Source organism: Aliirhizobium smilacinae, assembly GCF_006335145.1.
In the GTDB taxonomy this organism is placed as follows: domain Bacteria; phylum Pseudomonadota; class Alphaproteobacteria; order Rhizobiales; family Rhizobiaceae; genus Neorhizobium; species Neorhizobium smilacinae.
The window spans coordinates 684,611-704,246 of sequence record NZ_VDMN01000001.1 but is presented as its reverse complement, the minus strand read 5'-3'; the positions used below and the strand labels follow the sequence as shown (position 1 = coordinate 704,246).

Below are 19,636 nucleotides of genomic sequence, written 5' to 3'. Positions count from 1 at the left end.
TCTTGAATGATGAGTGCGGACATTCGGTAATCCTGAAATGCGCCGTTTGCCGGAAAACGTAGACCATGTCTCGAAGAACTATTGTCTCTGACGCGTTGTGCCGAATTTCGCTGCTATCTGCTTGAGCTTGCTTATGACGCAGTGCTTGAGGAGATCCAGGCGCTTGACGATGACGCGGTTCCCGAAAGCCTGGGGAAGAAGTCCCGACGCGGAAATGCGAAGCTTTCGTCTTAGGCCGGGGCTGGTGCCGGTCTAGGGACCAGGAACGACAGTGTGGCGTGCGAGGCTGCCGTGCACGGAAAGCATTGTCGGGGGCCCTTACAGGGGTGCTTGGAGCTGAGCGGAGGTGATCGCCTTGCTGAACGAATGTGGCAAGCATATCAACGTGATCTATGTGTAGCTGACGTCGAAACAAGATGGCTTTCGCAATTTACAGGAAGCGGGTGCGGCCTCTATCGATCTTCAATACGGCAAGTTTTCCTGAATAAAATACACCCGTGTCTATGCCTATGCGCTGGGGGCCCGTCGAAGGCGTGGGATTTGGCGTATGGCCGTGGATGACGAAAACCGACGCAATGCCGGCGCCTTCTGACAGAAACGGCTCCCTGATCCAAAGTAAATCGCGATCCTTCTGAGCGTCGAGAGAAACGCCTGGTCGGATGCCGGCGTGGACAAAGAACAGCTGACCAATCCTCATGCTGATTGGCAGGTCGGCCAGAAACTGTTGATGATCCGCCGGTATGCGCCGCGCCAACATGTCTTTTAAGTCGCTGTTTTTCCCCCGGCGTTTCACGCCGATCTGGTGCAAGTCTATCCCATAGGAAAGCAGCGTCCTGTGTCCGCCCATGTCCAGCCAGTCGAGATGGGCATCTGGATTGCGGATGAATTTGCTGAACAGATCATCGTGATTGCCACAAAGCGAGATGCGTTTCAGTCCAAAAGCGCTTGGCTTTACCAGATGCTCGATGACTTGTGCTGAGTGCGGGCCACGATTGACGTAATCGCCAAGCAGAATGGTGAGCCCCGGCATGCCCGTTTCCGCGATATCTCGGGCAATCTTGGATTCAGCATCACGAAGCTGGTCAATGCAGCCATGCACGTCACCAATAGCGTAGATAGAGTAGTTTGGCGGGCGCTCGCCAAGGTTGATGCGGCGGCGGGCAGGGGCGGGAGGGTCTCTGTCAGACACAGTGCGTCGTCCGCGAAGCAGGCGGCGCAAAAACTTTCTCATACAAGCGGACCTGTCAAATCAGTCCCTGTCCCTACCGGCAATATCAAACCGAGGCGGTTGTCCCAAAAATCAATGTCGAGACAGCAAAGTGCGCAGCTATCCAATAATGGACTGTTAAGCTTAGCGCAGTCAGGGGCAGTATTAAAGATGCATTCGACCGGCGAAAAATGCTCGACCGGCCTTCAATATGGTTTCGCTATATACTGCTGTGACGCCTTGTGATCGCATCTAGCCGCCTGACAGATGCGGCCAGCCGTGGCACCCCAACGGAAAATACGGGGTTTTCTTACCTCATTGATCTTCGATCAACCAGAAAACCCCGTATAATTATCGGTTAGGCGTTCTGCTGCAGCACGGTGCGACGACGACGCGCCCACACAGCGACACCAGCCATCGCAAGAGCCCCAAGGCCCGCACCAGCTTCTGGACCGGGAACGGCTGTAACCTGGTTGACCGAGACATTGTCAACGGCAGCAACGCCAAGGGGGCCACGGGCAAAGCCGGTGAACGAAAGCAGGTAGTTGGTGGTCGGGCCGGTGACGTTGAAGTCGAAGCTATGGCCACCAGCAATCTGTGAGCCGGTTAGCGTGCCGGCCAATCCTGCGATCGAGTAGTTGATCGTTGTATTGCTGCCGATAAACAGGCCGGTGAAGGCGAGCTTGTAGCTTCCAGCAGACAACGACAGAAGCTGCGTCAAGGTGTTGCTCCCAGGCAGAACCGTGTCAATGACGCCGCGGTTTGCTGCCTGCGAAAGTGCACGGCTGACCGGGCTGGAGAAACTCCACGCACTCAATGAGCCGTTAAATGTCCCGTTCGTTACTTTTTCATCGGCAAATGCGTGAGATGAAACTCCCAAGCACAGAGCTGCTGCGACAAGATATTTCCTAATGATCATAGCTTACCCTCCTTAAATCATTAATAAAGTGTAAATGCGCATGAAAAATAGATCTTGTCTATAGTTTGAGGTTTCGGAGGATATAATAAAGTAAAGAAGGTCGATTAATAAGATAAGGTGTATCAATTTGGAGCATGCGTATAAGGCGGGAAAAAATTCCGATTTGTATTCATGAATTTAATTGGAGACCGGAGCATACTCTTGTCGCGACAGTGTTCGGATGGACTGCATTCGTGATGAAAGGCTGAGCGACGAACAGAGAGATTTTGTATTTCCTCATTAGCGGAAATGGCAAAAATATCTCTTTCGATGGATTTGGCGGATCTATGCCAACGACAGGCTTCGCCGCCGACACCCAATGACAATCCAAGCCAATAGCAGCACGCTCTGTTTCAGCCGCTAGCCTGTTGGAAAGCAAGTGTTGATCTCGACACCTTCGCAGCTCGCGAAAATGTGGACTGGCATCAGACGTGGCACCGCTTTCCCTTCTGCCGAAGGGCTTTAAGTGGCTATTGCGTCGAAGGCACATGGATGGAAAGTCGGGATTGCACGGTCCTGGTGACCACGCTCACGACGCCTGGGACCTTCCTGGCCAATGGAATGACAGGTTCTCTAGGAAAAACCGCAATCTAGCAGCCTCGCGTCATGCCGCCAGGCGGCGAAACTGCGTGCGGATACGTTCGAGATAATGGGTGCCAGGCGATTGTGCTGTGGTCAATGCCACGGCCTCCGCCTCGGGGACGCCGGTAAACCGTCTGCTCTCACCATTATGGAACTGGATATAAAGCTGGCCGTCTTCCTGACTGAAGTAAACACATTCGATCATCTTCGAGGTGACAGGCAGATTTTGCACGAGATCGCTCCTTGTTTGATCTCGAAGCGTAACGCCAAATATCCAAGCTTTGGTCAAAAGGCTTGGTAAATCATCCCTTAATCCAATCGTATCGAGCATCCCTGCATATTTTTGTCGAGCCCGACTGGCCTCGAGGAAAACGGTTGCCAAAATTTGGGACAATGACAGTGCCCTTTCGAGTTCTAAGCCAGTCCGCTGAGCGCTGGGAAAACCGCGAAGGGCGTGTCTGGTGAGAGCCAAAAGAGTTGATCTAACCTGCTGATTTAGAAACTGTTTTCTCGTTATGGTACGGAAAGATGTTCCGTCCTAACCACTATATTGCTGACTGCCGTTGTGGTGAACGTAAGAGTGAATGACTTTGGATGATAGATAATCTGGTAACGTTCGCCAGACAAACCGAGTGGTAGGGCCCGCGTTGACGGTATCTCTTGTGACTTGCGTTCAGGAGTGCCTTGGCGTGAGTTGCCCGACCGGATGCGATGTGCCGGGTGCGCGCATCGCCAGACACCGTGTCAATTTGAGTCGTTTTATTGCGGGGGCGGGAGCAAATAGGATTGAGTAGCGTAGAGGTCGGTTGAAGTTTTGCAGTTGTATCAAATATGCAACGATTAGCGTTCCCCGCTCGCCGGAACGCTAATTCTGCTAGTTAATATTCTGCCTTCCTGTCATATTTACTTTAATAAAAAAGTAATCTAGGTTGGTTGTACTAATTTATGTGACCGTTGCATCAGAATTTCTGCCGCCCAGCATGGAAATTCTGATCCTTTCCGTGTTTCATTTCGGCTCGACCTCTAGACAGAGTTTGACTTCTAATAGATATTTTACGATGCCGTAAGCATAATTCCGGAAGGAGACGATCATGAAACTTAAGCATCTCGCCGTAGTGGCAGCGTTGGCGTTTTCCACGCCTGCTCTTGCCGCTCCGGCATTTACGAATGCCGATACAACTGCTGCCACGTCGGCAGCAGCCACGAGCCTCTATAATTCCTGGTACAGTGCCTGGTCGACCGTGTTCGATGCGACCTACGGAGACTCCTGGGATTTTGATCTCGGTGGTACCAAGAATTCGCTTTCTGGCCAGATCTACCAGATTGTGGACAATGGCGTGGGCTTCAGCCAGTCGTTCACTTGGTTCAACAGCTCGAAGATTGCCACATTTAATCTTCCAACCGCCGTCGCCGTCCCTGGACCTGAGGCTGGTGCAGGGCTTGGCGCCCTCGCCATGCTCGGTGTTGCCTACTGGGCAAAGCGCCGTCGCAATGAGCAGTCCATGGCCGCTTAAAGCAGTTCAATTGAAAAGGGGCCTCGCAAGAGGCCCCTTTTTGCTAGTGACAGTGGAGGCGAGTACAAAACGCGTCTCGCACCGCTCATATGTCGGACGATTTTCCGATACTCGTATAGCTAAATCCATGCACCTCAAGTTCTGATTTGCGATAGACATTGCGCAGGTCAACAAGGATCGGCGTGCGCATGACCGACTTCAGTCGCTCTAGGTCAAGTGCACGAAATTCGTTCCATTCTGTGACAAGCACGGCCGCATCGGCGCCGTCGGCAGCCTCATAAGGCCCGCTTGTGAACTCGATATCGAGAAGCTGCTTGGCGTTTTCCATACCCTCCGGATCGTAGCCCGCGACGATTGCGCCTGCGTCCTTCAACGTCTGGATGACCGAAATAGCCGGGCTGTCACGCATGTCGTCGGTATTCGGCTTAAATGTCAGCCCAAACACTGCGATCTTTTTACCGCGCACATCGCCACCAACCGCGGCAATCACTTTGCGCCCCATGGCACGCTTGCGGCTGTCGTTGACGGCAATCGTCGTCTCGATTAGGCGCATAGGGCTTTCATTGTCCTGCGCGGTCTTTGCAAGCGCCAACGTGTCCTTGGGAAAGCAGGACCCGCCATAACCGGGGCCGGCATGAAGGAATTTCGATCCAATACGACCATCAAGGCCAATGCCGCGTGAAACGTCCTGAACATCTGCGCCAACCCGTTCGCACAAGTCAGCGATTTCGTTGATGAAAGTGATCTTCATGGCAAGGAAGCCATTGGCGGCGTACTTAATCAGCTCCGACGTTCGCCGGCCCGTAAACAGGATAGGCGACTGGTTGAGGTAAAGCGGCCGGTAGACTTCCGTCATCACGCTGCGGGCCCGGTCATCGACCAAGCCGACGACAATGCGGTCAGGTCGCTTGAAGTCCTCGATCGCCGCACCCTCACGCAGAAACTCCGGGTTGGAGACAACTGCAAAATCAGCATCCGGATTGGCTTCGCGAATGATCCGCTCAACCTCATCACCCGTACCGACCGGAACCGTCGATTTCGTCACGATGACGGTGAAGCCCTTGATCGCATCTGCAATTTCGCGGGCGGCTGCGTAAACATAACCAAGGTCGGCATGTCCGTCACCGCGACGGGAAGGGGTTCCGACCGCGATGAAGACAACATCTGCGTCTGCTACAGGTCCAGCAAGCTCGGTCGTAAACGACAAGCGATTTGCTTTGACATTGCTCTCGACCAACTGGTCTAGGCCGGGCTCGAAAATCGGGATGACACCCTTATTGAGCGCTTCAATCTTTTCGGCAGCCTTGTCCACACAGACAACAGTGTGCCCAAAGTCTGCAAAGCAGGCTCCAGAAACCAGGCCAACGTAACCCGATCCGACCATCACAATACGCATTGAAAGAATTTCCTTCTCAAATCATAGCGCCATATCCAGACCCAGATAATGGCGCCTCGCTGGGTGCTTTAGCCCCGGCCGAACTCGTCCACAATACGAATGATGTCGTCCTCACCGAGATAAGAGCCCGTTTGTACCTCGATCATCTCGAGCATGATCTTGCCCGGATTGGCAAGGCGGTGAACCTCGCCCTGCGGGATATAGACGGACTCGTTCTCGCGTACGATTTTGATCTCGTCGCCCACAGTCACCTCAGCGGTTCCCTTCACGCAAATCCAGTGCTCCGAGCGGTGATGGTGCTTTTGCAGTGAAAGCTTTTTGCCCGGGGTTACGAAGAGGCGCTTCACCTGAAAACGGTCACCATTCAAGATCGACGTGTAACCGCCCCAAGGACGATAGGATGTCGGATGGGTCTGGGTGAGGGCAGCCGTCGATTTGGCAGACGCCAGATGTTTGACGAGGGCGCCAACATTTTGGCTATCCTCAAGGCGGCCGACGTAAACCGCGTCTTCGCTCGCAATAACGGCAACACCTTCAAGCCCTTGCACCGCAAGATGACTATGGCGAGAAAAAACGAGAGAATTTCGTGTATCGATAAGGGTTGTTTCCCCCAGAACGACGTTGCCGGATGCGTCCTGCGATCCAAGCTTCCAAACGGCGTCCCAGCTGCCCATGTCGGACCACGTGAATGAAGCAGGCACAACCGCCGCATTTTTTGTTTTTTCCATCACCGCGTAGTCGATGGAAATATTTGGCGCCTTGTCAAAGGCCTCGGCGTCGAGGCGAATGAAGTCTAGATCGCCCTTGGCTTTTTCAATGGCTTCGACCGCAGCGGTTGCAACGGCTGGTGCAAGTTCGCGGATCTCTTCCAGAACCTGCTGCGCACCAAACATGAAAATTCCCGAATTCCAGACAAAACCGCCCGCGTCCAGCATTTTCTTTGCGTTCGCGGCATCAGGCTTTTCGACAAAGCGCTTCACGCTGTTGGCGCCAGCGGGCAGCGATGCACCCACTTCGATATAGCCGTAACCCGTTGCGGGTTCCGTTGGAGCGATACCAAAAGTTACCAGCTTACCGGCTCGTGCCGTTTTATAAGCAACCTGAATAGCCTTGGTATAGTGCTCGTCAGCAATGATCTCGTGATCGGAGGCAAGAACCTGGATGGTCGCGCCGTCGCCGAATTTCTTAAGCGCGTAGGCGGCTGCCGCGGCAACGGCGGGTGCAGTGTTGCGGGCCGAGGGTTCAAGCAGCACACCCGACAGTTCGATGCCAAATTCGCGGGCCTGTTCCGCCACGAGGAAACGAAAGTCTTCGTTGGTGATGACAATCGGCGCTTCGTAGGCCGTGCTATCGCTGACGCGCTCAAGGGTAGCCTGAAACAGGGTTCGGTCACCGACAAACTGAATGAACTGCTTGGGAGCGCTTGCCCTGGAAAGGGGCCACAGGCGCGTACCCTTGCCACCTGCCATAATCACAGGAATGATCTTTTCACTCATTACGCTCTCCATAATACGCGATGCGCAGACTATTATCTTTGATCGGCAAATTGCCGCACGAGTTGAAGGCTAGCGCGGAGTAGCTGTTCTGCCGCGTCTTGTGTGTCAGCCTCGACATAACACCGCATCTCCGGAGCATTGCCCGAGGGCCGCAAATGAACAACCGATCCATCGGTCAGCGTCGCTCTCAAACCGTCAACATCTGTGACTGAGCGTACCGTGCCGACTGTGGAAAGGAAGCCAGTCAGATTGGCCTCTGACTGACGCAAATATTCCATCAAAGCGCTGCTGGTTTCGATGGGGAAATTCTCCAGACGATCTGCAGCTGCGATCGGAAGTCTGAAATCGGCAGCGATCGACGACAATGGTTTTTTCTGCTCCGCCGCAAGTGCCAGCACGGTGAGGATTGGCAGGAAGCTGTCACGGGTCGGCAGTGGTGAAAGTGTGCCACCCGACAGTTCGAAAGCTGACGCTGTCAACAGCCCACCATTTGCCTCAAAACCCATAACTGCCGAGCGTCCCTGATCCAAAGCTTGCTGCATGCCGGCAATCACGAAAGGAGAGCCGACCTTGGTCCGAACGACATCGAACGGACCATTTGCTTCAATACCCGAATTGGATGTGACGGGTGTGACGACCACACTCGCCGAAAGCGCACGAGCGGTCACAAGACCGAGCAGGTCGCCACGCAAGGGGGTGCCGGCCTCATCGGCAACGAGCGGTCGATCCCCGTCTCCGTCAGCCGAGACAATTGCATCGAGCCTGTATTCGCCAGCCCAGCCCTTCAATAATCCGATTGTCTCCGCGGAAACCGCCTCCGTATCCACCGGAATGAAGATGTCTGAAAAACCAAGCTCGACGACGTCAGCACTGTAGTGACGGAGAATATCGACCAAGATTGAACGCGCAACAGTCGAATGCTGATAGACACCAATTCTAAGCGCCGACAAAGCATTGGTCGCAAGGACCGATTTTATGCGTTTATTGAAAAGATCAAGCGCGGCGTCTTTCGAAGACGCAGCTTCGCCTGGCGTGTCGAAGACCTCGCCCTTATTCAATTCGTCGGCGATTGCTGAGATATTGACTTCGTCGCCCTTATCAATCTCGCCGTCGGCGCGGTAAAATTTGATGCCGTTTCTATCTGCCGGAATATGAGATCCGGTGATCATCAGGGACGGCGCGCCAATGTGAAGCCCGTAAAGTGCAAGCACAGGCGTTGAGACATCGCCACAGTCGACGGGGTCAAGTCCAGCATCACGCAGGGCGCCGATGCAGGTTGCCGCGATTGACGGGCTAGAAGGACGCAAGTCGCGACCGACAAGAACCTTGTCGCCCTTTTTTGCAAGCCCGGATGAAATCAGATGTTTGGCGAAAGCGTGTGAATAAAGTGCGGATGCGCGACCTTCGAGATCTGTAACGAGGCCTCTAAGACCACTCGTGCCGAACTTCATGGGATACCTTCCAAATGACCGTGTCGTCTTGTGTAAACGATCGGCCTTACAACAAAAGTCATTTCTCGATCTAACGTTAATCTTGAGGCGAGCATCGTCTGAAGACGCGTATTATGTGCTCAGGCGGCTCGCAGACTGCGGCACGCGCATCTTATCGTAGACAAAGGAAGAGGGGCGGAAACCAGCCGCGTATTTACCCTCTAAAAACCCCTGCCACCGCGAAGCTCGAAATAAATAGTTCCCAAAATAATCTTGAGGTCGAGCATCAGCGAAAAATTTGCAACATAATGCAGATCGCAAGCCACGCGGGCTTTTGCCTTGGCAGCACGATCTGTAGGTCCACGAAGGCCGCGCATTTGAGCAAGGCCGGTCATGCCAGGCCGCATGACATGGCGCCGGTGATATTCAGGGACCAATTCTTCATATGGCATGCCGGCCGCAAGCATGCCAATCGCGTGGCAGCGAGGTCCAACCAGCGACATGTCGCCTCTCAAAACGTTAAGCAGTTGCGGCAACTCGTCGACGTTGAGGCGACGGATCAAGCGACCGATCCGCGTTACCCGAGGATCGTTGACGACGGTCTGCGCCACGCCGCTTACGTCACCAAGCTCCACATACATTGAGCGGAACTTGAAGATCTTTATCTGGCGGCAGTCCTTACCCCAACGCTTTTGATAAAACAGCACCGGGCCTCTGCTTTCGATCTTAATCAAGATCGCAACCAGCAAAAGAAGTGGTGCCAAAGCAAGCAGAGCAAGGCTTGCCGAGACAATATCGAATGCTCTCTTGGCAGCTAGTTGCCAAGGTTGCGCAGAGTTAAAACCGTAAACATCACGCTGGTCGATCGAATCAACCTTTGGTGGGGGATCGCTATCTTCCGCCCGTGAGATAGTCATGGAAACCATTTTTGGCCTATTATTGAGATAGACTATGGGCTTCCTAATAACGCACAATCATATCTTTGTCAGCGGCGAATTTAATAATTGGTTAAATATTGTATTGTGATCACATGTCTAAATTTAGTTTGCACTCAGTAAGTGTGCTGGGCAAAGCTGCATTATCTGCCTGGGCTTAGTTTTCTGAGTGTTCGTTGGATTTAATGTTAGAGTATTTTCAAGTATTGCTATTTTTGGTTGCAGTGCACACTCGATCCGCGCAAGTGATGAAACCCGGGTTGAAAAGCGGGTTCGCGTCCTCAACATCACTGAACGGAAACGGTCAAGGCAGTGCGATCCGTCGGTGAATTTCATATCGGCGAGGCTAGCTGTCGCCGGCGCACTTTATCACCTGGTCAAACTACTTGATCGAAATGTCGGTCGATCGCAGATATCTGCAAGAAATAGCTTAAATATATCATCGACTTGTCCATCCTGAAGCCTTGGTTCATGGTCTCCAATGTGATAGGTAATCACCAAATGCTTTTGTCTTAGATGAACGAGAAGCTGTTTAATGGCTTGTTGGAGTACGGCCCGGATGGAGCTACGCCGTGAAAAGCATGTGTCGGCCTTCACCACAGAAGACGAAATGGCCGCCATTATCGTTGCCTCCAAGCGTCACAACATGACGATTTCGGGGTTTGTCAGGTCCGCAGTATGTGAATGCGCCGAAATCCGTCCATTTTTCACCGAAGACGATCGCCTGATCATCAAGCATTTGAGAGCCGAGCTCAAATGTGAGGGCCTCAACCTGACCTCGATGCTGATCGCGCTTAACCGTGGTGATCGATCGGATCTCAACGACATAAAAAACAGCATTTTAGCGATGGAACGTACTATTGCCGGCCTCTGTATGGAGCTCCTGCAGCGTACGGATCCGCCGCGAAATTATCGGCGGAGCAGAGAGCATGGCTGATTCGTCCAAAGCAAATATCGACGATTGGTTGCTTGCTCGCGCCAGTGTCTTATCGAGATTGAAAGGCGCGGCGTCCGGTGCCGACGATGACTGGTGGAAGAAGTCACGAAGGGGGCCATTTTCGGAGCCTGTGGCAAAGCGTTCTGTCTATGGACGAGGCGGCACCGGTGGCAAGGCCGAGGTGAACATCGAGATGCGCCAGCGCTTCGAACGTCTCGCCGGCGGCGCACAGCCGGCTGTCACCAAATTACTTGCCTTTGGCGGTGGCGATGCGACATCGCGCGTTGCATCCTACATATCACGTAACGGGCGGATCCGCCTGGAAAACGAGATCGGGATGGACCTTTTCGGTCGCCAGGTTGCGGCTGACACGGCAAAAGAATGGACGCCGCTTTTTTCGGGCGGTGAAAAAAGCCGCGACCTCGTGCTCTTCCAGGCCAGTTTTATCGCCCAGAAATCCGATCCCGTGGCAATCGAGGCAAGCATCATCGCCCTTGATCGCGCATTTGAGGGTCGCTCATTCGCCGTCGGTATTCGTCAGAGTGACGCGCAGACGCGTGTAGAAGGCGTTCTTGTTCTTAATCTGCCGGCAAAAGGTCGCCTTGAGATCGACAAACAGGCCGAAACGAAAATGGAGATGCGTCTACGCGAGACGTTGGACGGGATGTCCCGCCAAGTGCTTTTTCAATATGGCCGCCATGGCCACGGCGTGAGATTTGCCGGAAGCGAGTTGCGCAGGCTCGTCGAGACGTATCCCGGTCAGGTCTACAATGAGCAGGGAATAATGCTCGGAAGCGCGAAACAGGCCAATCAGCTTGCTCAGCGGGACTGGCGCTCAAAACTCGAAAGCCGCGGCCCACGCGACCACATGCACCTTTTGATTTCGGCGCCGAGCGAAGCCTCAAAAGGTCCATTTGAGGCAGCCGTGCGGCAGTTTCTTTTCAATGAGTTCGGTGGCCACCGATATCTCTTTGCCATCCATGATCCCATTCATGACCCGAAATCCGAGGCCGATGGCGGAAAGCGCCCGCATCTCCATGCGCACGCGCTGATCGCAACGCGCTCTAACTATGGGGATCGCCTCAGAGTTTGGGTGACCGATCTCGATCAATGGCGGGCTTCATTTTCGAAATGCGCGCGGGATCAAGGGATGGCAATTGAAGTAACACATCGCCAAGAGACGCTACAGGCACCAGCCTATGGTTATAAGGACGTACGTCCCGTTTCCTTTGTCGGTAGGACCAACCATGTCGGAACAAGTGCCGCAGCCCAGCGGCGTTATGACGAAAAGCGCTCGCAAAAGCCGTACATGAGTAGTTCCGCATGGGCGAGAAGCCAGGCCCAGTCAACGAGACGGATCTGGGCGGATATCGCGAGCCAAGCTTCGACGGCGAAAGGACAGGCCTTCGCTGAACATATGTTAAGCCGATTTGACGCGGTCGCCCGCGAGATCGCAACCAATCAAGCGCAACACGCGTCATTGGCCGCAACGTCGACAGTGGGGACCCTGGTAGTCCAAACATTGCAAGTTGGTCAAAGCCGCGACAGGGGCGACATGTCAACGACGGCGTCAGGTTCTGAGGAACGTCACGTAGTTCGTAGTAACGAAGGCCGACGAGACGAAAATCCCGCTGGAGCAAGCCAATCGATCGAAGGGGGTGGAGGCGAAATGTCAGAAAAAGATTATAAACTTCCGCGACTTAAGGCCGGATTGGCCTCGGCAATGCGCAACATTGTTGGCGTGGTGCAAGCTCGTCGCACCGAGCCTCAGCAAGCTGCCTCCGATACGCGAACTGCACAGCCGGATTTGGACGATAGGGCGGGATCTGAGGTGAGACCCGAAGGTGAGACGATACCGGGCCATGGGCGGGCGAGCCAGCAATACGAGCATATCGATTTGTCACAACGACCGCGGCACCCAGCCCCAGATCCAACAATCGAGAAGATGGAGCACTCGCTTTTAGCAAAGCAAGGGCGTGAAAGGGTTGATGAACGGATTTCGCAACAGCAAGACAGAAAATTAGAAGAAGACCGCAGAAGCGGGCGCCGTGAAGACGACAGGTTTTATGATAGGTAGATCGCGTTGCGTGACTCGTGAAGAGAGGCGGATTGCAATGCGACGACGGCTTATCCCGGGCCTCTCTTCTGAAGCTATTGAAAACAGGAAAACTCACTGTGGCATCGACCGCTGAGCACTTTGATGAGGTTCTCGACCACTTACCGCCGAAAAAGCGCCGTGAACTCGCGCGTGCCGTGAAGATAATCTTCGATGAGTTTGATGCTGCGCAGCAGTTTAAGACGTCTGAAAAAAAGCGCGCGGGTCGCATCCTCAAGGTAATCCTATTTGGTTCCTATGCCCGAGGCGACTGGGTTGAGGACCGAAAGAGCGGGTATCGTTCTGACTACGACATCTTGGTTGTCGTTAATATTCATTCTGTCAGCGAAGAAAACGATTTGTGGCAGAGCGTTTCAGAACACTTCCTCCGTGAGCTGATGATCACCAAAGCGATCCAGACGCCTGTCAACGTTATCGTTCATACATTGCACGATACCAATGACCAGCTTGCGCGCGGTAAGCCATTTTTCGTGGATCTTCTCCGTGATGGGATTACCCTATTCGAGGAAAGTGGACACCCGCTGGTCGGTCCCAAGCCACTGACGGCCAGTGATGTGCGCATTGAAGCGCGTGCTTATTTCGATCAATGGTTTCCGAATGCATTAGAATTCGAACGAGGTGCAGAGTTTTATACTGAGCGCTCGAACCACAATCTGGCGGCTTTTAGCCTACATCAAGCAGCCGAACGTTTCTACCATTGCACATTGCTTGTTTGCACTTTGTACAGCCCGAAGTCGCATAGGCTTCGAGTGCTGCGCTCTGCGGCGGAGAGAGTCGAACCGCGGCTTATCGAAGCTTGGCCCCGAGATACAAAACTGGCGAGGCGCTCGTTCGAGCAACTGGACCGCGCCTACGTGGAAGCTCGATATTCGCCGAGTTACAGTATCACCGTCGATGAATTGCGCTGGCTCTTTGAGAGGGTAAGACTTTTAGAGGCTTTGGTAAGAGACGTCTGTGAGGAGCATCTGCGGCCGCCGAATGCAGAATTGCTTAAGTAAGCTAGTAGTCCAAATAGGCGCTTTGACAGTTCGAATGCTGTCTTGAGTTGAAAACGCTCTGTTATGGTTAATGTTGCGTCAAAAGCATTGGTTTTGCCCGTTTATTTATTCGGTGTTGCATGCGACGGCAGACGTTGTTTATGTGTTTCAACTGCAACATTGTCTCATAAACATGCGGGTTAGGAAAAAATTGCAGGTTTCATTTCGATATTGCGGTTAGAAGAGATTGTCCCCGAAAGAGGGGCGGGGGCTTTTGAGGGGTAGTATGCGTTCGTTGAATTTATCCATCCTGCTGGCGGCGACAGCCTTGACGGGTTGCACCGCAATGTCTGCATCTGGTCCATCAGCGAGAAGCATTGATTCCGAAGCGAGCGTTAAAGTCGCTCCTGCAAAGGATAAGGCGAAGTCCGGCGTCGACTACGCGCTAGTGGACATTAGTTCCACGGTCCTAAAGTACGTTCCAAATGTTGGCGCCGAAGGGCTATCTGAAGGCTTCGGCGGCGGCCGCGGACCGATCCCGACACTGCCACTTGGTGCCGGTGACGTCGTTCAGGTCGCAATTTTCGAATCGCAGGCCGGTGGTTTGTTCATCCCTGGCGATGCTGGTAGCCGCCCAGGAAACTATATTACCCTCCCGGCACAGACCATCGATCGTCAAGGGTTCATCTCGGTTCCATATGCAGGCAAGGTGCCGGCCGCCGGTAAAACAACCGAGCAAGTCAGAGTTGATATCGAAGACAGGCTCGCCAACCGTGCCATCGAGCCGCAGGTTGTTATCTCGATCGTATCTGGCGTATCCGCCCAGGTCGCTGTTCTTGGTGATGTTAACACGCCCTCCAAGATTCAGATCACCGAGGCCGGCGATCGTATCCTTGATGTTATTTCCAAGGCGGGTGGCCTGAGCGCATCGGGTGAGGAAAGCTATATTACCCTGCAGCGTCGCGGCCGATCCGCGCGCGTAAGATACAATATGCTCGTCGATAAACCGTCCGAGAATATTTATGTGATCCCGGGCGATACTCTTCTGATCGACCGTGAACGCCGTACCTACACCGCGTTTGGTGCGTCAGGTCTTAATGGCCGTTTTGATTTCGAGGAGTCGAACCTCACGCTTTCAGAAGCGCTGGCAAAATCCGGTGGACTGCTCGATTCCCGCGCAGATCCCGGTCAGATATTCCTCTATCGTGTCGTCACAAAAGACTTCCTCCGCAATCTCGGTGTCGATACGTCAAAGTTCCCGACGAACGATGTCCCTGTCATTTTCCGTGCAAACCTTCGCGATCCATCGATGTTCTTTGCCGCGACAAAGTTCCCGATGCAGGACAAGGACGTGCTCTACGTCACGAACTCCGACGCGGCCGAACTCAGCAAGTTCTTCGATTTGCTCAATACCACGCCGGCAGGTACGGCCAATCTTACGGGTAACGCGCTATCGACGAAGGATGCCATTCGCTCGTTCTAGAGCAGAAGTCCCCTTTCAGTCGCAGATACGGTATCGAAGGCCCCGAATGGGGCCTTCGTCGTTTGAAATTGTGTATTGATCTGGCTGTTACCCCAAATTGAATCAGTGCCAGTATCAAAATGGTTCTTCAGTAAAATCTGAATTATCTATTTAAAGCCCCCGAAAACAGCCGCTGTTACGATCCTCAACATCAAGGATCTCCATGAAGGGGCGCGGCATGAATAAAAACATCCAACGGACGTCGATTGCCGGGGTCATGATGGCGACAGCTCTCTTCTTCGGATCGGTTGATGCGCTCGCGCTACCGCGAGCCGAAATCAATCGCTCTATCCAGCCAAAACGTGCTGCAAGTCACCTGACGACTGTTCGCGAAACCATACCTCCGTTTGCGTTTGCCAAGTTTTGCGCCAATCAATCGGATCAATGTGATGTTCGGGGAGGGCAGGCGCCAATCTCGATGACGAAGGAGAGGCGTTTATTACTTCAGAGCATAAACGCACAGGTTAACCGGGACATCCGATATACGGATGATCCGTCGGATAAGGACCTGTGGCGGGCTGGGGTAAGTGCTGGCGATTGCGATGACTATGCGCTGACCAAACGCCAACGCCTGCTTGACGTCGGATGGCCCTCAAGTGCTCTACGCGTTGCCACGGCGCGCACCGAAGAGGGAGTTGGGCATGCGGTCCTTGTAGTTAGCACGGTCGAGGGTGATTTTGTCCTTGATAACCGTACCAACGTGATGAAGCCTTGGTATGCGGCGCGCTTGCAATGGATCAAAATTCAATCTCAGGATGATCCGCGAAAATGGTTGACATTTTAACCCCCACTCGAGATCGACTTCGACTGCACTAGATCGTGCGGTATGCACTTATTGAGCTTAAGGCAGGCGCATAGCTTAAATGCGTGAATGGCGGCCTTTGCGTAATGTCGAAGAATTCCGTCCAACTCGTTGACTTGTCTTGTTTCAGGTGAATGGACGCGCAACGCTGCCGTTCCACGAGAGCTCATGTACGCGGAATTCGATGACCGAATGTTCCGGCCTTCCATGCTAGACAAAAGTGCCGTCGACTTGAGCTCTCAGCGGCTTTCCACGTTAGAATCGATTGCTAATCGCCTTTTTCACCGAAGATCATCGAATTCGTGATCGGTTTTCCGACCTCGTTGTCCGGCACCATTGAGATAAGGTTAACACGTCAAGCCGCATTGCGCGCACTGCTTAAAATTGTTAATGCTTTGTTAAAGCTTGGGAAATTGACAAATTTGTGCTGGCTTTCCGTCAATATAATATTCCAATGTGCTTGTGTACAAAGGGTTATGCTAACAGATGCAACTACCGGCACTTGAATACATTCTATAGGCATGTAATGAAACGCCGACGGAACGAGGGGAGTTTGCCCAGATGTATTGCAATGTAAGAGTACTGAGTGTCGCGGGGATTGCCGTTGCTGGCGTCCTTCTTGCGTCCGCAGCAGTTAACGCTCAGACCGCTGAGCCGAATGCAACGCAGGTACAAACGGCACCGAGCTCTCCACTGTCCAGAAATGACAGCGAAAGCGTTGCAAGCTATTTGGCGCGGGCAGGCGAGGCGGATCCGACAAGCGTCTCCGGTCTGGTCGCTCAGATTGTTCAGACGACCCCAACGGAGTTTGCTGCCGTTGCAGCATTCGCCACAGATGCGAACACGCTATCGACAATTGCAACTGAAGCCGTTCGCGGATTGGCTCAGTCAGCACAAAACCCGGTAACAGCCGCGCAGCAGGCGTCTGCCTATGCGCTTTCAAACCCCGCCAACGCAGCCGCGATCGTGTCTATTGCGCGAACGGCAGAGGCCCCGACCTTCTCGCAGATAATGGGCGAAGGTCTGGCTCTTGCTGCCAATACCCGCCGCTCGGAGGGTAATACGGGTGCTGCTTCCGGAATTCAAACCCAGGCTACATCGCCAAGCGCGCCGGCAGAACTCGCAAAAGCTTTCACGGACAACTTCGTTCAAACTGCAGCGCCTGCGGCAGCGGCTGGTGCAGCAGCTGGTGGCGGCAACATCGCAGGCGGCGCGGCCGGACCGCTTGGTGGCCCAAGCAGTGGCGATTCCTCAGTCGGTCAGTCCGGTCCTTCGGGTTCCGGTTCAGGTGGAGGAGGTTATTCCTTTGCAGGTGATGGCGCACGCACGTTTAACATCACCAACACAGTCATCAATCCTGTCCCAGGACCTGAAGCCGGCGCTGGTGTCGGTGCGCTTCTGATGGGCGGGGCCTTCTACTGGTTGCGCCGCCGCAATCGTGGCTTCTCTTTAAAGTAGCAGCCGATTGATCCAATCTCAGACGTGGTCTGAGATTGGTCGCAGCGATGTGGAATTTATATTTGACATGTTCGTTCTGTCGAAGATCGACGCATGAACCTAGCCACGCAGTAGCATGATCGTATCCAAGATTTGGCATATTTGAATCTGATATGTGTAGCCGCAGAGAAAAGCTGCTGCGATACACAATAAGTTAGCAAAAATAGTGCAGCAGTAGTCGTGCTAACCGGGGTTCTTTGCATGTCATTCAACCGTAAGCTTGCAATTGCGAGCGTAATGTCAGCTTTTGTATTCGCACCGGTCTTTTCGTCACCGGCCGATGCGCAGCAAAAGACCACCTCCGCTCCCCTGCAAAGTGTGGCAGAGGCCGGTTTCCGCAATTGGCTTTCATCGTTTGAAAAAAGTGGCGCCAAGCTTGCTCCGCTAAAGACACGCTATGATGCCGCGACCGACACACTGTCTGTCGAAGGGTTGGCAGTGTCCTGGCAGCAAGCCGATAACACGGGCAACGCGTCCGGAAGTTTTCAATTTGGCATCGAAAGCCTCACGATAAAGTCGTTCCAATCCAACAGCCAAGGTTTGGCGTTTCAGTCATTGACCGCGGATGGCCTCACAATGATCTCGCCGGCTGCACCGCAGTCGGGGTTGAAAGTCGCGCGGTTTGAGGCGGCCAACGGGCAAATCCCGAGCCTTGCATCCTTTGTTCCAGACCCGACCAAGCCGTTCACGACGCAGATCCGATTGATGCGATTGCTGGCCAGCGCAAAGATCGGAAGCGTTTCCGCCAATACCGTCGACATCGGCGGCAAAGCGCTCGTAAACAAGTTTAGCCTTGAAGATCTCTCTGGCGCCAAGGCGCGGTCAGTGAAGATGTCGGCGTTGAAAACCGAAATTGCGCCGGTTGATGCCTCATCACAATCCGTCGGCAGCGTCTCGGCCGAAGACATCGAATTCACAAATATCGATTTCGATCCCTATTTCCGTTTGTTTGAGACAAGTGCCTATCTCGATAGCGGGTCTGCCCGTGCTTGGACAAATATGATCGAGAGCTTGACGGTACATGGGCTCAAAGTAGACAATGGCGCGATCGTTTTCGGTCTCGCAACAGGCAAAGTCGGCCCTCTTAAGGTTAAGCAATTTAATCAGAATCTAACCGATATTTTTGACCGATCTGCTTTTGATCCGGGCTTTCTTGTCGCAAATCCGCAAGATGCTGAAAAAGTGGCTCAAGCCGTTCGTGATTCCTTCGCAATCGAAGCAATGGCGGCTGACGGATTGACAGTCCAGGGCAAGAATCAAAGTGGAACGTTCACCCTGAGTCTGGACAAAGCTGCGATCGAAAGGTTCACCGGAAACAGCATATCGCGAGTTGTCGCCAACGGGCTGACAGTGGCAGATACGACCGGGGAGGTGAAGCTTTCCAACCTAGATGTCGGCAACATCAATCTTGTGCCTGTTCAAGTCGGTGGAGAAAAAACCTCAAGAACAGGCGAAACTGCCAATACGGTGATTGTGCCGGCCATCGGCGCTATCAAAGCGGATCGGCTTTCAATCAAACTTCAACAAATGTCGGCGAGTTTGGACAACCTTGATCTGTCGATGGCCTATTTTATCGGCGCAACGCCGACAAATGTGAAGCTGAAGCTTGATCATCTGAAATTCTTGGCGGACCAAGTAGCCAACCCTTCGATCCGGCAAACCCTGACCGATCTCGGTTATAGCGAGATTGATTTATCACTCAACTTTGCCGGCGTTTGGGATGACTCTTCGTCTTCAGTCTTGATCGACGATCTGAGCCTTGTCGGTACTGATATGGGAACCTTGTCTGTCTCTGGGGCATTTGCCGGGATCACTCGCGCAGGCCTAGGTTCTCCTACTCTGGTTCTCCCGCAAGAATTGGAGAAAGCCGGAATAAGGAATCTGCGGATGACGTTCCAAAACGATTCTCTGTTCGATCGCTTCGTTGGCAAACTTGCCTCGGCGAATGGGAAAAGTGTTGATGAGATCAAAAAGCTTCTTTCGAGCAGTCTGCCCAATATGTTCGCTGGCATTGCTCCTGCAGACATCAGGAACAGGTTTGTTTTTGCCGGGATCTCATTTTTAAATAGCCCTCAAGTGCTAACCTTCGGCGCATCACCATCATCAGCGGTGTCACTGCAGGACGTAGCAGCTGGCATCCGCGAGCCTGCAAAACTGCCGTCACTCCTCAATATTGAGGTAAGCGCAAACAATCGTCGGTGATAATACAAGATCGCTTCGTTTATTTGCCGGGATTTAACCGCCTTAGTGGCATGAATTATGCTAGG

15 protein-coding genes are annotated in these 19,636 nt (G+C 53.3%); 8 read left to right on the top strand and 7 right to left on the bottom strand.

Annotated elements, in window-relative coordinates:
* Positions 1-430: 430 nt before the first annotated feature.
* The 3 genes from FHP24_RS03440 to FHP24_RS29380 all read right to left on the bottom strand — a co-directional run bounded on the left by FHP24_RS03440 (position 431) and on the right by FHP24_RS29380 (position 3,141).
* Positions 431-1,189 carry a metallophosphoesterase family protein gene (locus FHP24_RS03440; RefSeq protein WP_342782282.1) on the bottom strand — a complete coding sequence of 253 codons (759 nt, stop codon included), beginning with the start codon at positions 1,187-1,189 and terminating at the stop codon, positions 431-433.
* Between the two features lie 376 nt (positions 1,190-1,565).
* Positions 1,566-1,928, bottom strand: a complete 363-nt coding sequence (locus tag FHP24_RS03435) for a hypothetical protein (RefSeq protein ID WP_139672874.1) — start codon at positions 1,926-1,928, stop codon at positions 1,566-1,568.
* A gap of 841 nt (positions 1,929-2,769) precedes the next feature.
* Positions 2,770-3,141 (bottom strand): KTSC domain-containing protein, encoded by a 372-nt coding sequence (locus tag FHP24_RS29380; protein WP_246091585.1) that lies wholly within the window; start codon positions 3,139-3,141, stop codon positions 2,770-2,772.
* Positions 3,142-3,838: 697 nt separating this feature from the next.
* Between FHP24_RS29380 and FHP24_RS03425 the strand changes: the two genes are divergently transcribed.
* Positions 3,839-4,261 carry a hypothetical protein gene (locus FHP24_RS03425; protein ID WP_139672871.1) on the top strand — a complete coding sequence of 141 codons (423 nt, stop codon included), beginning with the start codon at positions 3,839-3,841 and terminating at the stop codon, positions 4,259-4,261.
* 85 nt (positions 4,262-4,346) lie between these two features.
* Here FHP24_RS03425 and FHP24_RS03420 read toward each other — a convergent pair whose 3' ends face one another.
* From FHP24_RS03420 to FHP24_RS03405, 4 genes are all read right to left on the bottom strand, one after another.
* Positions 4,347-5,657: a UDP-glucose dehydrogenase family protein gene (locus FHP24_RS03420; RefSeq protein WP_139672868.1), complete on the bottom strand. Its 1,311-nt coding sequence runs from the start codon at positions 5,655-5,657 to the stop codon at positions 4,347-4,349.
* Between the two features lie 68 nt (positions 5,658-5,725).
* Positions 5,726-7,153 carry a mannose-1-phosphate guanylyltransferase/mannose-6-phosphate isomerase gene (locus FHP24_RS03415; RefSeq protein WP_139672865.1) on the bottom strand — a complete coding sequence of 476 codons (1,428 nt, stop codon included), beginning with the start codon at positions 7,151-7,153 and terminating at the stop codon, positions 5,726-5,728.
* 32 nt (positions 7,154-7,185) lie between these two features.
* The gene (locus FHP24_RS03410) at positions 7,186-8,604 is read right to left on the bottom strand and encodes a phosphomannomutase (protein ID WP_139672861.1); all 1,419 of its coding nucleotides are present in this window, start codon (positions 8,602-8,604) and stop codon (positions 7,186-7,188) included.
* A gap of 200 nt (positions 8,605-8,804) precedes the next feature.
* On the bottom strand, positions 8,805-9,500 hold the full coding sequence (locus FHP24_RS03405; RefSeq protein WP_139672858.1) for a sugar transferase: 696 nt from the start codon (positions 9,498-9,500) through the stop codon (positions 8,805-8,807).
* A gap of 577 nt (positions 9,501-10,077) precedes the next feature.
* Between FHP24_RS03405 and FHP24_RS03400 the strand changes: the two genes are divergently transcribed.
* The 7 genes from FHP24_RS03400 to FHP24_RS03370 all read left to right on the top strand — a co-directional run bounded on the left by FHP24_RS03400 (position 10,078) and on the right by FHP24_RS03370 (position 19,571).
* Positions 10,078-10,455 (top strand): hypothetical protein, encoded by a 378-nt coding sequence (locus tag FHP24_RS03400; protein WP_139672855.1) that lies wholly within the window; start codon positions 10,078-10,080, stop codon positions 10,453-10,455.
* Entirely contained in the window at positions 10,448-12,532 is a 2,085-nt protein-coding gene (locus FHP24_RS03395) for a hypothetical protein (RefSeq protein ID WP_139672852.1), read from the top strand. Before FHP24_RS03400 ends, FHP24_RS03395 begins: the two co-directional genes overlap by 8 nt.
* Positions 12,533-12,630: 98 nt before the next feature.
* Positions 12,631-13,569, top strand: a complete 939-nt coding sequence (locus FHP24_RS03390) for a HEPN domain-containing protein (protein WP_139672849.1) — start codon at positions 12,631-12,633, stop codon at positions 13,567-13,569.
* 265 nt (positions 13,570-13,834) lie between these two features.
* Positions 13,835-15,031 carry a polysaccharide biosynthesis/export family protein gene (locus FHP24_RS03385; protein ID WP_139672846.1) on the top strand — a complete coding sequence of 399 codons (1,197 nt, stop codon included), beginning with the start codon at positions 13,835-13,837 and terminating at the stop codon, positions 15,029-15,031.
* Between the two features lie 217 nt (positions 15,032-15,248).
* Complete coding sequence (locus tag FHP24_RS03380; RefSeq protein ID WP_246091584.1) at positions 15,249-15,854, top strand: transglutaminase-like cysteine peptidase; 606 nt, start codon at positions 15,249-15,251, stop codon at positions 15,852-15,854.
* 579 nt (positions 15,855-16,433) lie between these two features.
* The gene (locus FHP24_RS03375) at positions 16,434-17,330 is read left to right on the top strand and encodes a hypothetical protein (protein WP_139672843.1); all 897 of its coding nucleotides are present in this window, start codon (positions 16,434-16,436) and stop codon (positions 17,328-17,330) included.
* Positions 17,331-17,570: 240 nt separating this feature from the next.
* Positions 17,571-19,571, top strand: coding sequence for a hypothetical protein (locus tag FHP24_RS03370; protein WP_139672841.1), 2,001 nt, complete (start codon positions 17,571-17,573; stop codon positions 19,569-19,571).
* Positions 19,572-19,636: the final 65 nt, after the last annotated feature.

Coding starts and splice junctions, on each gene's coding strand:
- FHP24_RS03410 (WP_139672861.1), bottom strand. CDS start 8,604: ATGAAGTTCGGCACGAGTGGTCTTAGAGGCCTCGTTACAGATCTCGAA.
- FHP24_RS03370 (WP_139672841.1), top strand. CDS start 17,571: ATGTCATTCAACCGTAAGCTTGCAATTGCGAGCGTAATGTCAGCTTTT.
- FHP24_RS03425 (WP_139672871.1), top strand. CDS start 3,839: ATGAAACTTAAGCATCTCGCCGTAGTGGCAGCGTTGGCGTTTTCCACG.
- FHP24_RS03405 (WP_139672858.1), bottom strand. CDS start 9,500: ATGACTATCTCACGGGCGGAAGATAGCGATCCCCCACCAAAGGTTGAT.
- FHP24_RS03380 (WP_246091584.1), top strand. CDS start 15,249: ATGAATAAAAACATCCAACGGACGTCGATTGCCGGGGTCATGATGGCG.
- FHP24_RS03420 (WP_139672868.1), bottom strand. CDS start 5,657: ATGCGTATTGTGATGGTCGGATCGGGTTACGTTGGCCTGGTTTCTGGA.
- FHP24_RS03415 (WP_139672865.1), bottom strand. CDS start 7,153: ATGAGTGAAAAGATCATTCCTGTGATTATGGCAGGTGGCAAGGGTACG.
- FHP24_RS03400 (WP_139672855.1), top strand. CDS start 10,078: ATGGAGCTACGCCGTGAAAAGCATGTGTCGGCCTTCACCACAGAAGAC.
- FHP24_RS03375 (WP_139672843.1), top strand. CDS start 16,434: ATGTATTGCAATGTAAGAGTACTGAGTGTCGCGGGGATTGCCGTTGCT.
- FHP24_RS03395 (WP_139672852.1), top strand. CDS start 10,448: ATGGCTGATTCGTCCAAAGCAAATATCGACGATTGGTTGCTTGCTCGC.
- FHP24_RS03385 (WP_139672846.1), top strand. CDS start 13,835: ATGCGTTCGTTGAATTTATCCATCCTGCTGGCGGCGACAGCCTTGACG.